We start from the raw sequence: 18,737 nt of genomic DNA, 5'->3' as shown, positions 1-18,737 counted from the left end.
ACTACAAAATGAAATTTTTTAAAAAACTGATTGCTGCCATTGCACTGGTGCCTGCTCTCGCTTTTGCATCAGAGGGCGGCTTTCCGCTGGACCACGCACCAGATCGCAGCACTGATATGGCCGCTTTGCAGAACGGCGCCAAGCTTTTCGTTAATTATTGCCTGAACTGCCATGCGGCCGCATCGATGCGTTACAACCGCCTCGGGGATATCGGTCTGACTGACGATCAGATCAAGACCAATCTGATGTTTACCGGTGAAAAGGTCGGTGATCTGATGCAAACAACGATGACCGCCAAAGATGCCAAAGAATGGTTTGGCGTGGTGCCACCGGATCTGTCCGTGATTGCTCGGGCGCGTTCTTCCGGCGCTGGCTCAGGTTCAGACTATCTGTACACGTATTTGCGCACCTACTACAAAGACAATACGCGTCCAACTGGCTGGAATAACATGGTATTTCCGAATGTTGGGATGCCGCATGTTTTGTGGGAGTTGCAAGGTACGCGCACGGCCAAGTTTGTGGAGGAAAAAGATCCGCACGGAACTGGCGTAATACATAAATTTGCCGGATTCGAGCAGGCTACAGCGGGAAAATTATCCACCAATGATTATGATGCTGCCGTTGGCGACCTGGTCGGCTATCTGCAATGGATGGGTGAGCCTATACAAAATACTCGCAAACGTCTGGGCGTCTGGGTGCTGCTTTTCCTCGGGATATTCTTTGTCGTCGCCTGGCGTTTGAATGCTGCCTTCTGGAAAGATATCAAGTAATATCATGCGCCCGCACCTCGCGGGCGGATATTTTCGGGTGAGCCGTTTTACGTCTCGCCCCTTTGTTTTTTAAAGGAACTATAAAATGATGGTTCTCTATTCGGGTACAACCTGCCCATTCTCGCAACGTTGCCGTCTGGTCCTGTTTGAAAAAGGCATGGATTTTGAAATCCGCGATGTTGACCTGTTCAATAAGCCAGAGGACATCTCTACGATGAACCCATACGGCCAAGTGCCGATTCTGGTCGAGCGCGATTTGATCCTGTATGAATCGAACATCATCAATGAATACATCGACGAGCGTTTCCCGCATCCGCAATTGATGCCGGCAGATCCATTAATGCGGGCACGGGCTCGGTTAATGCTGTTTAATTTTGAAAAAGAGTTGTTCATTCACGTCCATACTCTGGAAAATGAGAAAACCAAGGGCGCAGAAAAGAGTCAAGAAAAGGCGCGTATCGAAATCCGCGATCGGCTGACAACGCTTGCGCCATTGTTCTTGAAGAACAAATATATGCTGGGTGATGATTTCTCCATGCTCGACGTCGCAATTGCACCACTGTTATGGCGTCTTGACCACTACGGTATTGAACTGTCGAAAACGGCGGTGCCGATCATGAAATACGCTGAACGCATTTTTTCGCGTCCGGCGTATATTGAAGCCTTGACTCCTTCTGAAAAAGTCATGCGCCGTTAAACCGGTCGCATTCAGCAAGTACGCGTTCAGGTTGGGGCAGCCGTATGCCGCTGTTGCAGTTTGCAGCAACCTGAACGATTTCTAGGCAAAACCTTTTTACTGCATTTGCAATATGTCCGAACTTTCCACCAAGCCTTATTTATTGCGCGCCATTTACGAATGGTGCACCGACAGCGGTTATACGCCGTATCTTGCAGTCAAGGTTGATGCGCGCAGCCGTGTTCCGATGGAGTTCGTCCGCAATGGCGAGATCGTGTTGAACATCAGTTTTAGCGCTACCAGCAATCTGAAGATGGAAAGTGACTTCGTCAGTTTCAGTGCCCGCTTTGGCGGTGTGTCGCGCCAGATTTCAGTCGCAGTTGAAGGGGTCATGGCAATCTATGCCCATGAAAACGGTCAGGGCATGGCATTCGAGCCCCAGGATGCGCAAGCAGACCAAGCCGCAATTGCGCCGCATCAGGATAGCAATGCAGGAAACACTGCAGGCAACGCAATGAAAAATGCCCCGGCTTTGGCAGCCGTGCCGGCCGTCGTCGAAAAGGCACAGGATGTGGCTGGCAAGGATGATCCTGAAACGCCGAATTCATCAAAAAAATCGGGAAGACCTGTACTAACTAGAATCAAGTAGTTTATAATATCGCTTTTCGCCGGCTTAGCTCATTTGGTAGAGCAGTTGACTTGTAATCATCAGGTGGCCAGTTCGATTCCGGCAGCCGGCACCAGAATAAAGCAGAAAAATCAAAGGGTTACACGCTTCGGCTTGTAACCCTTTTTTCTTTTTGACTTCCTTCATGGCGCTGTGTAGTTACTGTGTAACGAGCTTCCAGATTTGATTAGCAGCGAACCCTCTCCGTCGTGGTGTGGTTTCGCTACAGGTGTCATTGTAGTTAGCAGGCGCCATTGCGGATGTGCCTGCGGCGCGCACCAGACATCGAAGTGCAGCCGCGAGAGTGCCAGCGGATCTTGCAGCAGCAGGTTGGCCTGCTCCGGTGTCAGTGCATCGGCGCCATGTTCCAGCGCGACGACTGCCAATTCCATGTGCTGCTCGCGTGTAGCCTTGGGCAAACCGGGACGCGAGGTGGCGCAGGCGCACAGCAGCGCGTTAAGCAACGGATCGACCACCGCATCTGCAAAAGCCGGCGCGGGCGGCGTCGCTGCGAAATGGGCATTGGTGGCGCGCAATTCCGGCGGCGGCTTCATCTCTTCGGGAATCAGGAACAGGCGCAGGCGGCGCATGCGACGTCCGAGCGACACCCGGCTGGAGAACACTGACAGAGGAATCGACAACATCAGTGCGCCGACGATCGGCAGCAGCCACCACAGAAACGATGGGTTCAGCCAGAACACGCCGCCACCCCAAACCAGTCCCAGCAGCGTATGGCCGCCGTGCTTGCGCACCGCTTCGCCCCAGCTGGTTTCAGCGTTGTCACGCGGTGGCGACTTCCAGTGCATCTCCCAGCCGAGAAACGCAGCGGCCACGAAACGTGAGTGGAACAGCATCCGCACCGGCGCCAGCAGCGCCGAAAATACCAGTTCCATCAGCATGCTGAGGGTCACATGCAGGCTGCCGCCGAAACGTTTCGCACCCTGCACGCAGATCAGCAGTACGCTCAGGATTTTCGGCAAAAACAGCAATGTGGCAGTGGCGGAAAACAAGGCCACCGCTTTATCCGGATGCCATTCCGGCCAGATCGGAAACAGCTGGCGCGGCTCGATGAAATACTCCGGCAGCGTCAGCATGTGCGACGCCAGCATGCCAGTCGACAGGGCAAGGAACAAAAACCACAGCGGTGCCGACAGATAGGCCATGACGCCGGTGGCGAATACCGCGCGGTGCACCGGGTGCATGCCGTGCGCCAGAAATAATCTGAAGTTCATCAGGTTGCCGTGGCACCAGCGGCGGTCGCGCTTCAGTTCGTCCAGCAGGTTCGGCGGCATTTCTTCGTAGCTGCCTACCAGATCGTAGGCGATCCAGACCGCCCAGCCGGCGCGCCGCATAAGCGCCGCTTCGACGAAATCGTGCGACAGGATTTCGCCGGCCAGCGAGCCGCGTCCAGGCAGCGGCGCCAGCGCGCAGTGCCGGATGAATGGCGCCAAGCGGATGATCGCGTTGTGGCCCCAGTAATGCGACTCGCCCAGTTGCCAGTAGTGCAAGCCAGCGGTAAATAACGGGCCGTAGACGCGCGTCGAAAATTGCTGGATGCGCGCATACAGCGTGTCGCGCCCGGATGCGCGCGGCGCGGTCTGGATGATGCCGGCACCGGAGTTGGCTTCCATCAGCCGCACCAGTTTGGCCAGGCAGTCGCCGCTCATCACGCTGTCGGCATCCAGCACGATCATGTAGCGATAGTTGCTGCCCCAGCGCCGACAGAAATTATCAATGTTGCCGCTCTTGCGCTTGACCCGCCGCAGCCGACGCCGGTAGAAGATGCGGCCAAAACCGTCGACCGCCTGGCACAGCCGATTCCAGGCGGCCAGTTCGGCCACGCACAGGTCGGGCTGGTTGCTGTCGCTCAGGACGAAGAAATCGAAATTCTGCAGCGTGCCATTGCGTCGCACCGACTCGTAAGTAGCGCGCAGGCCGGCGAAGACACGGTTCACGTCTTCATTGCAAATCGGCATCACAATCGCGGTCCGGGCTGCGGGATCGATCGATGCATTGTTCGACCCGTCGGCAAGGTTGCCGGTGTCGCTGGATGAAATCATGTAGCTATCGCCGCCGCGCAACAGCACCAGGAAACCAGCCATCGCGGTCCAGAAGCCGGCCGAGACCCAGCAGAACAGAATGGTGAACAGCGCCAGCGTCACGATTTCCATTGGCCTGGTGCCGTGGTACGGCAACACTGCGCTCATGAAATAGGTGGCCAGTCCGGTTTGCCCAAACATCAGGAACAGCAGGATCAGCCGCCGCCAGCCGCCGCCGCGCTGCCAGTTGCCATCCGGATCGGGGGCGTCGGCCGGCGGCGGCCCGGTGCGGATGGTTTGCGCGGCGCGATCATGATTGCCGCTCAGTGTGTGCAGCCAACGGGTCAGCGGATTCAATGCGCCCCATGGCTGCGGCACCATCGAAACGCGGTTCAGCGGCGGCGTAGTGCTAACCCGGCTGCGGCCGCAATGGTCAATGTCGATGGTTGGTGCCGGAGCTGACACCGGTTGCGACGGCAATTCTGCCGGTGGCGAGGGTTGATAGGCCAACTGCAAACGCGTCGCAACCGACGCATAGGCCGGGTTGTCGCTATCGCTGTCGTTGCTGGCGCCGTCGGCCAGCGTCTGGTGCAGCGCGCGCATCGCCCGCTGCGGCTGGTCGTCGCCGCAGCGGGCGGTGGTGGCATTCTGCAAGGCCTGCCGCTGCAGCGTGGTCAGCGGCAGGCGGTCAAGATAGCGGTCGATGGAGTCAGCGCAATGCACATTACTGTGCACCGGCGCCAACTCGGCCTCTGCGGGAGGCGTACTCAGTTGGTTGGTAATATGTAGCTCCAGGTTTCGGACAGAGTGTCGGTGCCGCTGCGCAGGTGACCGCGCAATTCGACCGGCTTGGCATCGTCGATGCGGCGCAGCCGCACCGCCATGCGCCAGCCGCCGGTTTCGCCGTTGCGATAGGTGTTGATTTCCATCAGCTTACCGTTGGCGTCTGCGGTGACGATGCCTTCCAGTTTCGCATCCGCCGGCAATTTTTTCAGTGCCGGGCCTTCAAAATCAACGATCAGTGCGATGCTGTCATCCACTTTGCGCGTATAGCCGTGGCCGCGCCGGGTTTGCGTTACCCACGACAGCGGCGGCTGCGTTTCAGATTCTTTTTGCCACAGCATCCGGTATTCGATGTCAAATGGCTGGCCGGGTTTCGGCATCAGGCTCGGCACCCAGAAGGCGACCGCGTTGTCGTTGGTTTCGTCCGGCGTCGGGATCTGCACCAGTTCGATCCGGCCCTTGCCCCATTTGCCCTTCGGTTCAATCCACACGCTCGGGCGCTTTTCGTAGTGCGCTTCCAGATCCTGGTAATCGGCAAATGCGCGGTCGCGCTGCATCATGCCAAAACCCTGCGGGTTGTCCAGCGCAAACGAGGTGACCAGCAGCCGCTTCGGATTGACCAGCGGCCGCCAGAGCCATTCGCCGGTGCCGGATTGCACCGACAGGCCGTCGGAATCATGCACTTCGGGCCGATGATCCTCGACCTCCGAACGCTGGTTTTCACCGAAAAAATACATGCTGGTCAGCGGCGCGATGCCGAGAATCGTAACGTTTTCGCGCAAATACAGCTGCGCCTTGACCTCGACCGCGGTTTCGGCACCCGGCTTGAGCACGAAGCGGTAAGCGCCGGTGACGCGGCGCGAGTTCAGCAGCGCGTAAATCGTTAAATTCTTATCTTTCGCCTGCGGCCGTTCCAGCCAGAATTCAGTGAACTGCGGGAATTCCTCGCCGGAATTCAGCGCGGTATCGAGTGCCAGTCCGCGCGCCGAAATTCCGTACAACTGCCCCTTGCCGAGCGCACGAAAATAGCTGGCGCCGAGAAATACCATCGCCTCGTCCTTGTATTTTTGTGTATTTAACGGGAAGTGCACACGAAAACCGGCGAAGCCGAGTTGCTGCAATTGTTGCGGATCGATCTCGTTTTTACCGTAGTTGAACGCTTGCGGGTCGAACTTGATTTCGCGCACTTTTTTGCCAGCGATTTCATTGATCTTCACCGGATGATCGTAAAACAGTCCTTGATGAAAAAACGCGACCTCGAACGGCAATTTGGCGCTGCGCCACATTGACTTGTCCGTATTGAATCGGATGTCCCGATATTGATCGTAGCTGAGGTTTTCGATTGCATTCGGCAAATTGCTGGCCGGTTTTTTATAGGCGCTCTGCGCCAATTGCTTGGCCTGTTGCGCGACATCGGCAAAACCGAACGCGAATGCGCTGGTGCCCGCCAGCGCTATGCACAAAGCCAACATCGATGCCACTAAACGCCAAAGTGCCGCCGGAGCAGCCTGCACCGCCGCCCGGTTCATTTTTTTTATATGCATTGGAATCCCGTGTGAACTTGAACTTACTAATAACTAACTGCGAACTGCGCTAATAACTGGATTAGATGGCAACATTGGCTTTTCGTTCCCGGTGAAAGATAGCGGGGGAATAGTTATTTAGAACGAACCGGCCAAACGGGCTGCTTGGAGCCTGCCACGCAGCTGAAATCGGTTCCCGCAAGCGCTGACGCCGTTATAGATACTAAACAGTGTATTTTTAATCCCGCAATAAAACTATGCGCAATTACATGGTTTTTTAATCATACTCCCATATAATTTGATTATTGAGAAAAATCGGAAGGCCCATGATGGCATCTGGCGAACAAATGCGGCAAGCCGCCGCGGCGGAAAACAACGCCAAGCGCAGCCGGCTGCGGCGCATGCAGTGGCTGGCCAACGGCTTGCTGCTGCTGGCAGCGCTGGTGTTCGCGTTGGCCACCTATTTCAAGGCGCACTATCCGTCGTTGCTGTGGTTGCCGTACATCGCTGCGTTTGCCGAAGCGGCGATGGTCGGCGCGCTGGCCGACTGGTTCGCGGTGGTGGCGCTGTTTCGCCATCCGCTCGGACTGCGCTTCATTCCGCACACCGCGATCATCCCGGCCAACAAGGAACGCATCGCCGCCAATCTGGGCCAGTTCGTGCAGGGCGAATTCTTCGCCACCGAGCGCGTGCTGCATGTGATCCGCGAGTTCGATCCGGCAGCCAGAATCGCCGCCTGGTTTGCGCAAGAAGTCAATGCCGAGCGCTTCGGCGATCTGGCGGTACGCGGCTTTTCCTACGCGCTCAACGCGCTCAATGACGACGAAGTCAGGAACTACCTGCACCGCACGGTGACCGCGCACATCGCACGCTTCGATCTGGCGCAGTTGGCCGGCAGTGTGCTCGACATACTGACCCTGGACGATCGTCATCAGGCGTTGCTCGATCAGTTGCTGAAAGCAATCGAAGCGGCTCTTGCCAAGCCGGAGGTGCTGGAGCGGATCGAACAGATGCTGGCGAATGAATTACCGCTGTACTTTGCGCGCCTGAAAATGGCCGGCGGCAGGATCGCCGCCGAAAAAATCGTGGCCGGCATCTTGCAGCTGCTGCACGAAATCAATGCCGACCCGCAGCATCAGTTACGGCTGGATTTCAACCGCATGGTGGCTAATCTGATTGTGAAATTGAAGAGTGATCCGGACTACCGTTTTCGCATCGAACAGTTCCAGCAGCAGTTGGCAGGCGACGCCAGGCTGTCGGATTATCTGCACGGACTATGGCAGGATTTCCGGCAATGGCTGCAGCACGATTTGCAGCGCGCCGATTCCAGCGTGCGCACCAAAGTGGCCGCCGTCACGCACCGGCTGGCGCTGGCCTTGCGCGACGACCGCGCGATGCAACAGTGGATCAACACGCAGATCATTCAGGCAGCGCCGCCTCTGATCGAGGAATATCGGCCACGCATCGGCGGCTTCATTACGGCCAAAATGCGCGAATGGAAAGATGATGAAATCGTCGATAAACTGGAATTGAATATCGGTCGCGACCTGCAATTCATCCGTTTGAACGGCACGCTGGTGGGCGGCATCGTCGGGCTGCTGATTCACGTTTTCAGCCAATGGCTGAGCTGATTTGAGATTTGAGATTAGGCCGGCCGTGCCGGAATACGGTAGGTTGGCGCTGAGCTTGCGCAGCCCAACATTCTGAGCAGAATGTTGGGCTGCGATGTTGGGCTGATAAGGCGTTAGCCCAACCTACCAAACCAACTTTGTGACGCGGAAAAAGCTTAAGCGGATGCGTCGCTTGCCTTGAGTCCGTTCCAGCGCGGCGTCAGCGCATGCGGGATGGCGAACAGGTCGAGCACCCGACCGACCGTATGGTCGATCATTTCGGCGATCGATTTTGGATGCTGGTAAAAGCCCGGCAGCGGCGGGAAGATGATGCCGCCCATTTCGGTGACGGCGGTCATGTTGCGCAAGTGGGCCAGATTGAACGGGGTTTCGCGCACCATCAGCACCAGTCGGCGGCGTTCTTTCAGGACCACATCGGCGGCGCGGGTGATCAGATTGTCGGACAGGCCGTGCGCTACGGCGGCCAGCGTTTTCATCGAGCAGGGCGCGACGATCATGCCTTCCGACTGGAACGAGCCGCTGGCAATCGAGGCCCCGATATCGCGCACGTTGTGCACCACGTCGGCCAATGCACCGACTTGTTTGCGGCTCAGGTCGAGTTCCTGATGCAGATTCAGAGCGCCGGCTTCCGACAGCATCAGATGGGTTTGTATCCCGGGCGCAACGCGCAGCACTTCCAGCAGACGTACGCCATACACCGCGCCGGTGGCGCCGGTGATGGCAATGATCAAGCGTTTTTGGATCGTCACTGGAAGATGGCTGGGCTTACGCGCTCAGCAGGGTTTTCAGTTCGCCGGAATCATGCATTTCATTCATGATGTCCGAGCCGCCGATGAATTCGCCCTTGACATACAGTTGCGGGATAGTCGGCCAGTTGGAATATTCCTTGATGCCCTGGCGCACGTCTGCATCGTCAAGCACGTTGACGGTGACGATGTTTTCGACCCCATTGGCTTTCAGAATCTGAATGGCTTTGCCGGAAAAACCGCACTGCGGGAATTGGGCGGTGCCTTTCATAAATAATACGACCGGATTTGTGGTTACGGTTTCTTTGATCCAAACTTGTACGTCGTTCATGGCAATCTTTCGTTGATTCTCGGTTTAAAGGGCCATTATAAGAAAAACGGCCGCTTGTTGCTGATGTGCTTATGCGCGCCACTCGGCCCGTTTGCGTTTGGCTTGCGGGTTACCGGCGCGCATCGGCTGGATTCTGATCAGGAGTTTTGCATCCAATTAAAATACATCATGATGTATTTTATTGATCCGCACGCGAATATTGCGGAAAGTGCATGAATAAATCACATACTCCCGCATATTTTCCATCATATGGCAACTGTTCAAGCCGCTGTAAGAGACGTCTAAACTGCAGTGTTCTTGTAGAGGAGCGCACCCGGGTGCGCTCCTACACAAGCACATCACTGTGCTCTTCATTAGTATTAGCGGGAAGCTGCGCCGGTGATGACAGGCAAGCCCGCCTTTTGCCAGGCGTTCATGCCGCCCTCGACGTTGACAGTAGCGCTGAAGCCAGCTTGTTCGAGCAGCTTGACCGCCTTCGCCGAACGGCTGCCGGAGCGGCAAATTACCGCCACCGGCTGGTTTTTGTAGCTGGCGATTTCCGGCAGCCGCTGTTGCAACTGGCCGAGCGGGATCAGGGTGCTGCCGGGCGCATGCCCTTCGGCGTATTCATCGGCTTCGCGCACGTCGATCAACAGCGCGCCGCGGCTTTGCAGCGCAGCGCCCTGTTTGACATCGACTGTTGTTGGCAACGTGCCGGCAACAGCCAGCGTGGTGCTGACGGCTGCGGCAACAATAGCGAGCAACGCGCTCGCCAGCAGGGACTTACCTATCGTGAATTTCATCGTGGCACCTTATGCATGACTGGAAAAGCCTCAAGTATAACAACGCATCGTTACAGCGAAATACTGGAATTTTCAGTCAAGGCACCAGTCAAGACACCAGCGCGGCTGCCCTTATTTCTGCTCGCTGCTTTCAAAATTGGCCTGGGCCGAGCCGACCAGCAGCGGATCGTGCTTGCCGACCACAACCTTGTTCTTATTGGCATACGGCAGGTTTTGCAGCACAAAGCACATCGCGTTCAGGCGCGCCCGTTTCTTGCAGTTCGATTTGATCACGGTCCAGGGCGCGTCGGCGGTGTCGGTATAGAAAAACATCGCTTCCTTGGCCTTGGTGTAGTCATCCCACTTGTTGAGCGAAGCCAGGTCGATCGGGCTCAGTTTCCATTGCTTGAGCGGATCGGTCTTGCGCTGCTCGAAGCGCAATTTCTGCTCCTTGCGGGTGACCGAGAACCAGAACTTGAACAGGTGGATGCCGGAACGCACCAGCATGCGCTCGAATTCCGGCGTTTGCCGCATGAATTCCAGGTACTCGTTATCGCTGCAAAATCCCATTACCCGTTCGACCCCGGCGCGGTTATACCAGGAACGGTCGAACAGCACGATTTCGCCGGCGGTCGGCAGATGCTGGTTATAGCGCTGGTAATACCATTGTCCGCGCTCGAAGTCGGTCGGTTTTTCCAGCGCCACCACGCGTGCGCTGCGCGGGTTCATGTGTTCCATGAAGCGCTTGATGGCGCCGCCTTTGCCGGCCGCATCGCGCCCTTCGAACAGGATCACCACGCGCTGCCCGGTTTCCTTGACCCACGCCTGCAATTTCAGCAATTCGACCTGAAGCCCGCGCTTTTGCGCTTCATAGGATTTGACCGAGAGTCGGTACTTGTACGGATACACGCCCTTTTCCCAGCCTTCGTTGAGCACGCTGTCGGTTGCGACGCCGCGCTTTTTTTGCGGGCGGCTGATTGCATCGTGGGCCGCCTGCTTCAGCACTCGGATTGCCTCCAGGTCGGCTTGCCGAGCCTGCGCCGGATCGGTCGGTTGCACTGGTGGCGTGGCCCCGAGCGCGGGACTCTCCGGCGCATCCATGATCTCGATAAAAGTATCGCCGGCAAGTGCTTTACCGGTTGCGCTCAACCCTTTTTTATTGCTGTCTACCATCGTGCGTCCGATCTGCGTTGGTTAATTTTTACGGATAAAAATTCTGCCGGGCAATCTTAGCAGCATAAGCGACGTTATCGAGCACAAACCGGCTTTTGGCGCTGGCGAGCCCGTCGCGCTGCAACGTGGTGCTGACGATACCCCGGCCATGCCTAGCCAGACAAAAAAGTGTCAAAAGTGCTATTCTTTTTTCGAGCACGAAACGTGCAGTCCCGGTGCGAGACAGGAAACTTGAAAATAAACCAGGGACCCCGCTCTCGGGGACCTTGAAATCCAGGCGGCGATGGCGGCGTCCGCCAGCCAGGCTATCCAGCCGCAGTTCTCAATTTGGAGGTAAACATGGGCAATAATATCGAAGGCAAGATTGTCGTCATCACAGGCGCCAGCAGTGGGCTTGGCGAGGCGACCGCGCGTCATCTGTCCGAGCAGGGCGCCGTGGTGGTGCTGGGTGCCCGACGTATTGATCGGATTAACGCGCTGGCGAAAGAGTTGGCCGGCAGCGCGGGAAAAGCAATCGCTGTGCAAACCGATGTCACTCAAAGCGAACAAGTAAAGAAGTTAGTCGAAGCCGCCATTGCAAGTTACGGACGGATCGACGTCATGATAAATAACGCCGGACTGATGCCGCATTCCCCTCTTGAACGGCTCAAGATTGCGGACTGGGACCGCATGATTGATGTAAATATCAAAGGAGTGTTGTACGGCATCGCTGCGGCTCTGCCATACATGCAGCGGCAAAAAGCAGGACATATCATAAACGTCTCGTCGGTCGCCGGTCATGTAGTCCATCCTGGTAGCGCCGTCTATGCAGCGACCAAGCACGCTGTCCTGGCGTTATCCGAAGGTCTGCGCCAGGAAGTAAAACCGTACAACATACGCACTACAGTCATTTCGCCTGGCGCTGTTGCAACCGAGCTGCCAAACAGCATCACCGAAACTGATATAGCTGACAATGTCAGAAAGTTTTATGAAATCGCCATTCCAGCCGATTCATTCGCCAGAGCCGTGGCCTATGCAATGAGTCAGCCAGACGACATCGATGTGAACGAAATCCTGTTCAGGCCGACCAGCCAGGAGCTATAACAGATGTCATTTTGCATTCGCCTTTTCTTCCCATAAACATGTGGTGCGGCTTCGAAATTTAGTTATATATGCGCAAAATTGACGGCGGCAACCAGTTGCCGCTTCTCAAAATCCGCACCGTTTGACCCTCTTGACATAAGCCCCTTGCACGAAAAAAAACAGCGCGTATTTGCATAAATACGCGCTGTTTTTTTCGTATCGAACAGGCTGCTTACTTCAGCTTGGCGAACGCGGCTGCCATTGCATTGCCTGCCGGCGCAGCCTGACGCGGTTGCTGGTGTTGCGCCAGCCGTTTGGCGTCATTGCGGTCGGGGCGCTGTTCCGGTTTCGCTCCTGCTTGCGGTGCGCTGTCGGTCAGGCGCATGGTGAGCGCGATGCGCTTGCGCTTGGCATCGATTTCCAGCACTTTTACTTTCACTACTTGGCCGGCCTTGACGACCGTGTGCGGGTCTTTGACGAAGCTGTTCGATAGTGCGGAAATATGCACCAGGCCATCCTGATGCACGCCGATATCGACAAACGCGCCGAATGCGGCGACGTTGGTGACCACGCCTTCGAGGATCATGTCGGGGCGCAAGTCCTTGATTTCCTCGACGCCTTCCTTGAAGGTGGCGGTGCTGAATTCCGGCCGTGGATCGCGGCCGGGTTTTTCCAGTTCGCGCAAGATGTCGGTGATGGTTGGCACGCCAAATTGGGCGTCCGCGTATTTGGCCGGATTCAGCGATTTCAGCAGCCGTTCATCGCCGATCAGGGCTTTGACGTCTTTTTTCAGGTCGGCCAGGATTTTTTCAACCAGCGGGTAGGATTCCGGATGGACTGCCGATGCATCGAGCAGATTGTCGCTGCCCATCACGCGTAAGAATCCTGCGGCTTGCTCGAAAGTTTTGTCGCCCAGTCGTGGCACTGCGCGCAGCGCGGCGCGCGAGCCGAATGCGCCTTTCAGGTCGCGATAGCTGACGATGCTTTGCGCCACGCTGGCAGACAAACCGGAAACCCGCGCCAACAATGGCGCGGAAGCGGTGTTCACATCGACGCCGACCGCATTCACGCAATCTTCGACTACTGCGTCGAGCGAGCGCGCCAACTGGGTTTGGCCGACATCGTGCTGGTATTGGCCGACGCCGATCGATTTCGGGTCGATCTTTACCAGTTCGGCCAGCGGGTCTTGCAGCCGGCGCGCAATTGAGACTGCGCCGCGCAGCGTGACGTCCATGTCCGGCAATTCTTTCGATGCAAATTCGGACGCCGAATACACCGATGCGCCGGCTTCGGACACCACGATCTTGGTCAATTTGAGTTCTGGACGCAGCTTGATCAAGTCTTGCGCCAGCTTGTCGGTTTCACGCGAGGCGGTGCCGTTGCCGATTGAAATCAGCGATACCTGGTATTTTTCTGCCAGTGTGGACAGCGCATGCAGCGAGCCGTCCCAGTCGTTCTTCGGCTGATGCGGATAAATCACTGCGGTATCCATCACCTTGCCGGTGGCGTCGACCACCGCCACTTTGACCCCGGTGCGCAGTCCTGGATCGAGTCCCATCGTGGCGCGAGGGCCGGCCGGCGCGGCCAGCAGCAAGGCTTTCAAATTCAGCGCGAATACATTGATCGCTTCGACCTCGGCGCGTTCGCGCAGCGCGCTCATCAGCTCGGTTTCCAGATGCATGAAGCTTTTCACGCGCCAGGTCCAGCGCACGGTGTCGGCCAGCCATTTGTCGGCTGGGCGGTTCTGATTTTTGATCGCGAAACGGGCGGCGATGCGGCCTTCGCACGGGTTCAGCGGCGCGTCCCACTTCGGTTTTTCTACTTCGGTATCCAGCCGCAGCGTGACGTTGAGCATTTCTTCGCGCCGGCCGCGGAAGATCGCCAGTGCGCGGTGCGATGGAATGGTGCCGATGGTTTCCGAATAGTCGAAATAATCGGCGAATTTTTCACCGGCGTCCTGCTTGCCCTCGACTACTTTCGATTCGACCACGCCGTGCTCCAGCAGATATTCGCGCAAGCCTTGCAGCAGCGTTGCATCTTCGGCGAAGCGTTCCATCAGGATCTGGCGCGCACCGTCCAGCGCTGCCTTGACGTCAAGCACGCCGGGGTTGTCGCCGTTGGCGGTGGAAAAAACCGGCTTCAGGTAACCGGCCGCTTCGTGTTCCGGATTCAGGCTGGGATCGGCCAGCATTGCTTCGGCCAAAGGCAGCAAGCCGGCTTCCAGCGCGATCTGGGCCTTGGTGCGGCGCTTCAGTTTGTAGGGCAGATACAAATCTTCCAGCCGGGTCTTGTCTTCGGCGTGGACGATCGCGTCCAGCAGGGCTGGCGTCATCTTGTTCTGTTCTTCGATGGAGGCGATGATCGCTGCGCGCCGCGCTTCCAGTTCGCGCAGGTAGCGCAGGCGCTCTTCCAGCAGGCGCAGCTGGATGTCGTCCAGACCGCCGGTGGCTTCCTTGCGGTAACGGGCAATGAAAGGCACGGTTGCGCCTTCGTCCAGCAGCGCGATGGCGGCAGCGACTTGGGCCGGTTTGGCGGCGAGTTCAAGGGCGAGACGTTGTTCGATGGATGGCAGCATGGGCAATAGTATCGGTGTGGGAAATCAAGCTGCGATGATACGCAATCCGGTAGCATACGTCATTCCTGATCCTGCATCCGGCCTGTATTGTTGAAATTTAAGTGGGAGTATATGTAAAAAATGCACTATTCCCGCATATTTATATTGCGCTATGTAAATATACATTGGCGTGTATATTGTAGATGAATATGTTTTGCAGGATTGTCACTGATGTTACGTACAAAAATCCGGTCCACGAAAAGCACGAAAGACACGAAAAACTTCTCTGCCGTATTCGAAAGGAGATTTTGTGCATTCTTTCGTGCTTTTCGTGTCTTTCGTGGACAATGCTTTGCATATTTTGCTGACGCCATGCGTAACATCAGATTGCCATTTAGCCTAGCGGCGTCAATCACGGATAATGAACGATTTGCCGATCTGACGGCGCATTTCTGAAGAAACGGGACGATGCATTACACATTAAGAGACGTTATCGACGCCTTCGAAGAAAAGACGCTGGCGCGGGCGCGCGATATCGTGTGTCGTGGGCTGGTGGAATCGACTGAGATCGTCGGTGATGCGATCGAAGGCAGCGTGCAGGGCAGCGGCGACTGGAGTTACGAGCAGGATATTGCGCTGATTGCGCGCAAACATGGGGTGGAATTCGACGGTAGCTGCTCTTGTCCGGTCGGTCACATGTGCAAACACATGGCCGCCGTGCTGCTGACTTGCCTGCCGAAGTCGGAGCTGGCGCCGGTGGCCGGATCAGCTGCAGCCGCAGCCGACACCATGATGATCCCGAGCGCGGTCACGGCCTGGCTGCAACGGGTGGAAATTGCCGCGCATGGGCTGGCATCGCCAGCGTCAGCATCGATTGCGCGCAATGCCCGGATCGCGCCCAAAACCACTAAAACCATTTATCGCTTGCTATTCGTGCTGTCGCCTGATCGTGGCGGCAAGCGCGTCACCCTGAGCATGTGCAAGGCGCGTTTGCGCGCCAACGGCGACATCGCAACGGCCACCATGGTGGCCGATCTGTACGGCATGCTTTCAGTCCCGCCGAGTTACCTGCAGCCCGGCGACGAAGACGCCGTGCGTCTGTTCTCGGCGCTGCGCAGCGGTTTGTACAGCGGCATCGATGCCGAACCCAAAGGCCGGGTTGGCGCACAGTTTCTGAATATGTTGCTGGAATCGCAGCAATCTCCACAGCAACTGCAATGGGCCAATTCTGTCGCTGACATCCTGAAAGGGCAGCTTTACCCGATCAAGGCTGGCCCGGCGCGCACTGCCGGTCTGGCCTGGCATGAGGAAAACGAACGGCTGCGGCTGGGATGGCAGTTTCAGGATGAACCGGCAGAACAAGAGAATGGCAGCATCGATTTCATCCTGCCGACCGAGCCGGTGATGTATGTCAATAATCTGGTCTGCGGCGAGCTCGTTCTGTTGCAGGGCGGGACCAATATCCCAACGCGGGAATTGCAAGCGATGGTGGCGCAGGCACCGACCCTGGCGGCCAAAGACCAGTTGGCGGTGTCGCATTTATTGCTGGCGCAAGGTTTGCAGAACTTGGTGCCGATGCCGCAACCGTTGCAGGAGATGGTGCGCGACGACGTGGCGCCGCAGCCGATATTGCTGCTGGGCGCTTTGCCACAATCGCAATCTGGCGTGACCGGGACGCCAGCGCTATGGCAGGATTTTGCGTCGCCCACCTTCAATTACGATGGGGTTCGGGTGACGGACGACCACGCCGAACTGCTGACCCGGCGCAGCGGTCAGGGCATCGAGAAAATCATCCGTCAGCGCGCCGCCGAAGACGCCGCAATTGCCGTCTTGCATGCAGCGGGTTTGGTGCCGCCGCAGTACGCAGTTGCTCCACTGTCCACCTTGGTCGGCGCGCTGGTCATGCCGAGTCAGTTGGACTGGTTGCGCTTTACCCGCGAAGAAATTCCCGCGCTGGAAGCGCAAGGCTGGCAGATCGAGAGGATGCCGGATTACCGTTATGACGTGGCCGAAGTCGAAGACTGGTACGCCGATGTCGATGACGAAGCAACCGAGTCTGGCAGCCCGTGGTTCGATCTGGAATTGGGCATCGTCGTCAATCAGCTGCGGGTGTCGTTGTTGCCGGTGCTGGTTGACCTGATCCGCAATGCGCCGCTGGATTTCAACCCGCAAGCGCTGGCCGCCCATGCCGACGACGAACCCTTGCTGGCAATGCTGCCGGATGGCGTGCGCGTGGCTTTGCCGTGGGGCCGCATCAAGCCGATTCTCAGTACGCTGGGCGAGCTGTACTTTACCGAGAAAGACGGCGGCGCTATGCGCCTTTCCACGCTGGATGCGGCGCGTTTGGCCGAGCTGGCCGGCGCCACGCAATTGCGCTGGATCGGTGGTCAGCGGCTGCGCGATATGGGGCAAAAGCTGGCTACCTTCGGCGGCGTGCAAACCATCGCGCCGCCGCGTGGCTTGCAAGCGAAGCTGCGCGATTACCAGAGCGAAGGCTTGGCCTGGATGCAATTCCTGCGCGAATATGATCTGGCTGGGATTCTGGCCGACGATATGGGTCTGGGCAAAACCGTTCAGACTTTGGCCCACATTTTGATCGAAAAGGAAGCCGGTCGCCTGACGCAACCGGCGCTGGTGATCGCACCCACCAGCCTGATGGGCAACTGGCAAGATGAGGCGGCCCGTTTTGCGCCCGATTTGCGGGTATTGGTGCTGCATGGCAAGGAGCGGCTCGCGCATTTCGACGCAATTGACCAGTTCGACCTGGTGCTGACCACGTATGCGCTATTGCCGCGGGATGAAGAAAAGTTGCGCGAACATGCGTACCACTTGGTGATTCTGGATGAATCGCATTACATCAAGAATCCGCGTTCCAAAGCCGCGCAAACCGCTGGCTTGCTGCGCGCCCGACACCGTTTGTGCCTGACTGGCACGCCGCTGGAAAATCATCTGGGTGAACTCTGGTCGCAATTTCACTTCCTGCTGCCCGGCTTGCTGGGCGAGGAAAAAGCCTTCAATGCCGCGTTTCGCCACCCGATTGAAAAGCAGGGCAACATCAGCCGCCGCGTGTTGTTGACGCGTCGCATCAAGCCGTTTTTGCTGCGTCGTACCAAGGATAAAGTCGCCAAGGAATTGCCGCCGAAAACCGAAATGGTGCGCTCGGTCGAACTCTCCGGCGCGCAGCGCGACCTGTACGAAACCGTGCGGCTGGCGATGGACAAGAAAGTACGTACCGAAATCGCCAAGAAAGGCGTGGCGCGCAGCCAGATCGTGATCCTCGAAGCGCTGCTGAAATTGCGCCAGGTCTGCTGCGATCCGCGCCTGGTCAAGTCGGCAAGCGTCAAAAAAGCCGCCGCACCAAGCGCCAAACTGAGCGAATTGATGAGCATGATCGGGGACTTGCTGGAAGAGGAGCGCAAGATTCTGGTGTTTTCGTCATTCACCAGCATGCTGGCGCTGATCGAAGCCGAACTGCAGGCGCGCAAGGTGCCGTATGCAATCCTCACCGGCAGCACCGAGAACCGCGCCGACGTGGTGCGCACGTTCCAGCAGGGACAAGTGCCGATCTTCCTGATCAGCCTGAAAGCCGGCGGCGTCGGCCTGAATCTGACCGCCGCCGACACCGTGATTCATTACGATCCGTGGTGGAATCCTGCCGCCGAAAATCAGGCCACCGACCGCGCCTGGCGCATCGGCCAGGATAAGCCGGTATTCGTCTACAAGCTGATTGCCAAAGGCACTCTGGAAGAGAAAATTCAGGCGCTGCAACAGAAAAAAGCCGACCTGGCGCACGCGATGCTGGCCAACGACGGCGAGACGCAAAACATGAAGATTACGCAAGAAGATTTACAGGCGATTTTCGCGCCGCTGGAACAGTGATTTTTGAGGGTGAATCAGGAGTGCGCAAAAAAAGAGACTTCTAAACCGCGGCAGTTTCTGTAGGTGCGAATTTATTCGCACAAGTCCGCATGGAATAGTTAAGTGTGCGAATAAATTCGCACCTACGCGCTTAATTAGTATG

14 protein-coding genes and 1 tRNA gene are annotated in these 18,737 nt (G+C 57.3%); 7 read left to right on the top strand and 8 right to left on the bottom strand.

Going from position 1 to position 18,737, the window contains the following annotated elements; genetic code table 11:
• Positions 1–8: 8 nt before the first annotated feature.
• The 4 genes from KGFNPO_RS13890 (at position 9) to KGFNPO_RS13875 (ending at position 2,189) form a co-directional block, all read left to right on the top strand.
• The gene (locus KGFNPO_RS13890; protein WP_472631830.1) at positions 9–770 is read left to right on the top strand and encodes a cytochrome c1; all 762 of its coding nucleotides are present in this window, start codon (positions 9–11) and stop codon (positions 768–770) included.
• A gap of 85 nt (positions 771–855) precedes the next feature.
• On the top strand, positions 856–1,467 hold the full coding sequence (locus KGFNPO_RS13885; RefSeq protein WP_472613534.1) for a glutathione S-transferase N-terminal domain-containing protein: 612 nt from the start codon (positions 856–858) through the stop codon (positions 1,465–1,467).
• A 112-nt stretch (positions 1,468–1,579) separates the two neighbouring features.
• The gene (locus KGFNPO_RS13880; RefSeq protein WP_472631829.1) at positions 1,580–2,095 is read left to right on the top strand and encodes a ClpXP protease specificity-enhancing factor; all 516 of its coding nucleotides are present in this window, start codon (positions 1,580–1,582) and stop codon (positions 2,093–2,095) included.
• 18 nt (positions 2,096–2,113) lie between these two features.
• Positions 2,114–2,189 (top strand) — tRNA-Thr (locus tag KGFNPO_RS13875).
• A gap of 67 nt (positions 2,190–2,256) precedes the next feature.
• Here KGFNPO_RS13875 and mdoH read toward each other — a convergent pair.
• Both mdoH and KGFNPO_RS13865 read right to left on the bottom strand, forming a co-directional pair.
• A complete protein-coding gene (gene mdoH / locus KGFNPO_RS13870; RefSeq protein WP_472634488.1) occupies positions 2,257–4,947 on the bottom strand; it encodes a glucans biosynthesis glucosyltransferase MdoH in 2,691 nt (896 codons plus the stop codon).
• Positions 4,920–6,479, bottom strand: coding sequence for a glucan biosynthesis protein G (locus KGFNPO_RS13865; protein WP_472631828.1), 1,560 nt, complete (start codon positions 6,477–6,479; stop codon positions 4,920–4,922). Before KGFNPO_RS13865 ends, mdoH begins: the two co-directional genes overlap by 28 nt.
• 308 nt (positions 6,480–6,787) lie before the next feature.
• On the opposite strand from KGFNPO_RS13865, the gene KGFNPO_RS13860 reads away from it, so the two are divergent.
• Positions 6,788–8,089, top strand: coding sequence for a DUF445 domain-containing protein (locus tag KGFNPO_RS13860; RefSeq protein WP_472631827.1), 1,302 nt, complete (start codon positions 6,788–6,790; stop codon positions 8,087–8,089).
• A 155-nt stretch (positions 8,090–8,244) separates the two neighbouring features.
• On the opposite strand, the gene KGFNPO_RS13855 is transcribed toward KGFNPO_RS13860, so the two are convergent.
• The 5 genes from KGFNPO_RS13855 to KGFNPO_RS13835 all read right to left on the bottom strand — a co-directional run bounded on the left by KGFNPO_RS13855 (position 8,245) and on the right by KGFNPO_RS13835 (position 11,275).
• Positions 8,245–8,838 carry a UbiX family flavin prenyltransferase gene (locus tag KGFNPO_RS13855; RefSeq protein ID WP_472631826.1) on the bottom strand — a complete coding sequence of 198 codons (594 nt, stop codon included), beginning with the start codon at positions 8,836–8,838 and terminating at the stop codon, positions 8,245–8,247.
• 16 nt (positions 8,839–8,854) lie between these two features.
• Positions 8,855–9,166, bottom strand: a complete 312-nt coding sequence (grxD, locus tag KGFNPO_RS13850; protein WP_472631825.1) for a Grx4 family monothiol glutaredoxin — start codon at positions 9,164–9,166, stop codon at positions 8,855–8,857.
• A gap of 359 nt (positions 9,167–9,525) precedes the next feature.
• Positions 9,526–9,948: a rhodanese-like domain-containing protein gene (locus KGFNPO_RS13845; protein ID WP_472631824.1), complete on the bottom strand. Its 423-nt coding sequence runs from the start codon at positions 9,946–9,948 to the stop codon at positions 9,526–9,528.
• Between the two features lie 111 nt (positions 9,949–10,059).
• Positions 10,060–11,028, bottom strand: coding sequence for a polyphosphate kinase 2 (gene ppk2, locus KGFNPO_RS13840; RefSeq protein ID WP_472634487.1), 969 nt, complete (start codon positions 11,026–11,028; stop codon positions 10,060–10,062).
• Positions 11,029–11,128: 100 nt separating this feature from the next.
• A complete protein-coding gene (locus KGFNPO_RS13835) occupies positions 11,129–11,275 on the bottom strand; it encodes a hypothetical protein (RefSeq protein ID WP_472631823.1) in 147 nt (48 codons plus the stop codon).
• Between the two features lie 164 nt (positions 11,276–11,439).
• On the opposite strand from KGFNPO_RS13835, the gene KGFNPO_RS13830 reads away from it, so the two are divergent.
• Positions 11,440–12,183 carry an SDR family oxidoreductase gene (locus KGFNPO_RS13830; protein ID WP_472631822.1) on the top strand — a complete coding sequence of 248 codons (744 nt, stop codon included), beginning with the start codon at positions 11,440–11,442 and terminating at the stop codon, positions 12,181–12,183.
• A 211-nt stretch (positions 12,184–12,394) separates the two neighbouring features.
• Here the strand turns inward: KGFNPO_RS13830 and KGFNPO_RS13825 are convergent, their stop codons facing one another.
• Positions 12,395–14,737 carry a Tex family protein gene (locus KGFNPO_RS13825; protein WP_472631821.1) on the bottom strand — a complete coding sequence of 781 codons (2,343 nt, stop codon included), beginning with the start codon at positions 14,735–14,737 and terminating at the stop codon, positions 12,395–12,397.
• Positions 14,738–15,184: 447 nt separating this feature from the next.
• On the opposite strand from KGFNPO_RS13825, the gene KGFNPO_RS13820 reads away from it, so the two are divergent.
• Positions 15,185–18,595, top strand: a complete 3,411-nt coding sequence (locus KGFNPO_RS13820; RefSeq protein ID WP_472631820.1) for a DEAD/DEAH box helicase — start codon at positions 15,185–15,187, stop codon at positions 18,593–18,595.
• Positions 18,596–18,737 lie beyond the last annotated feature (142 nt).

The organism is Gelidimonas diazotrophica (genome assembly GCF_055694025.1).
This window is presented reverse-complemented; position numbering and strand designations above follow the sequence as displayed.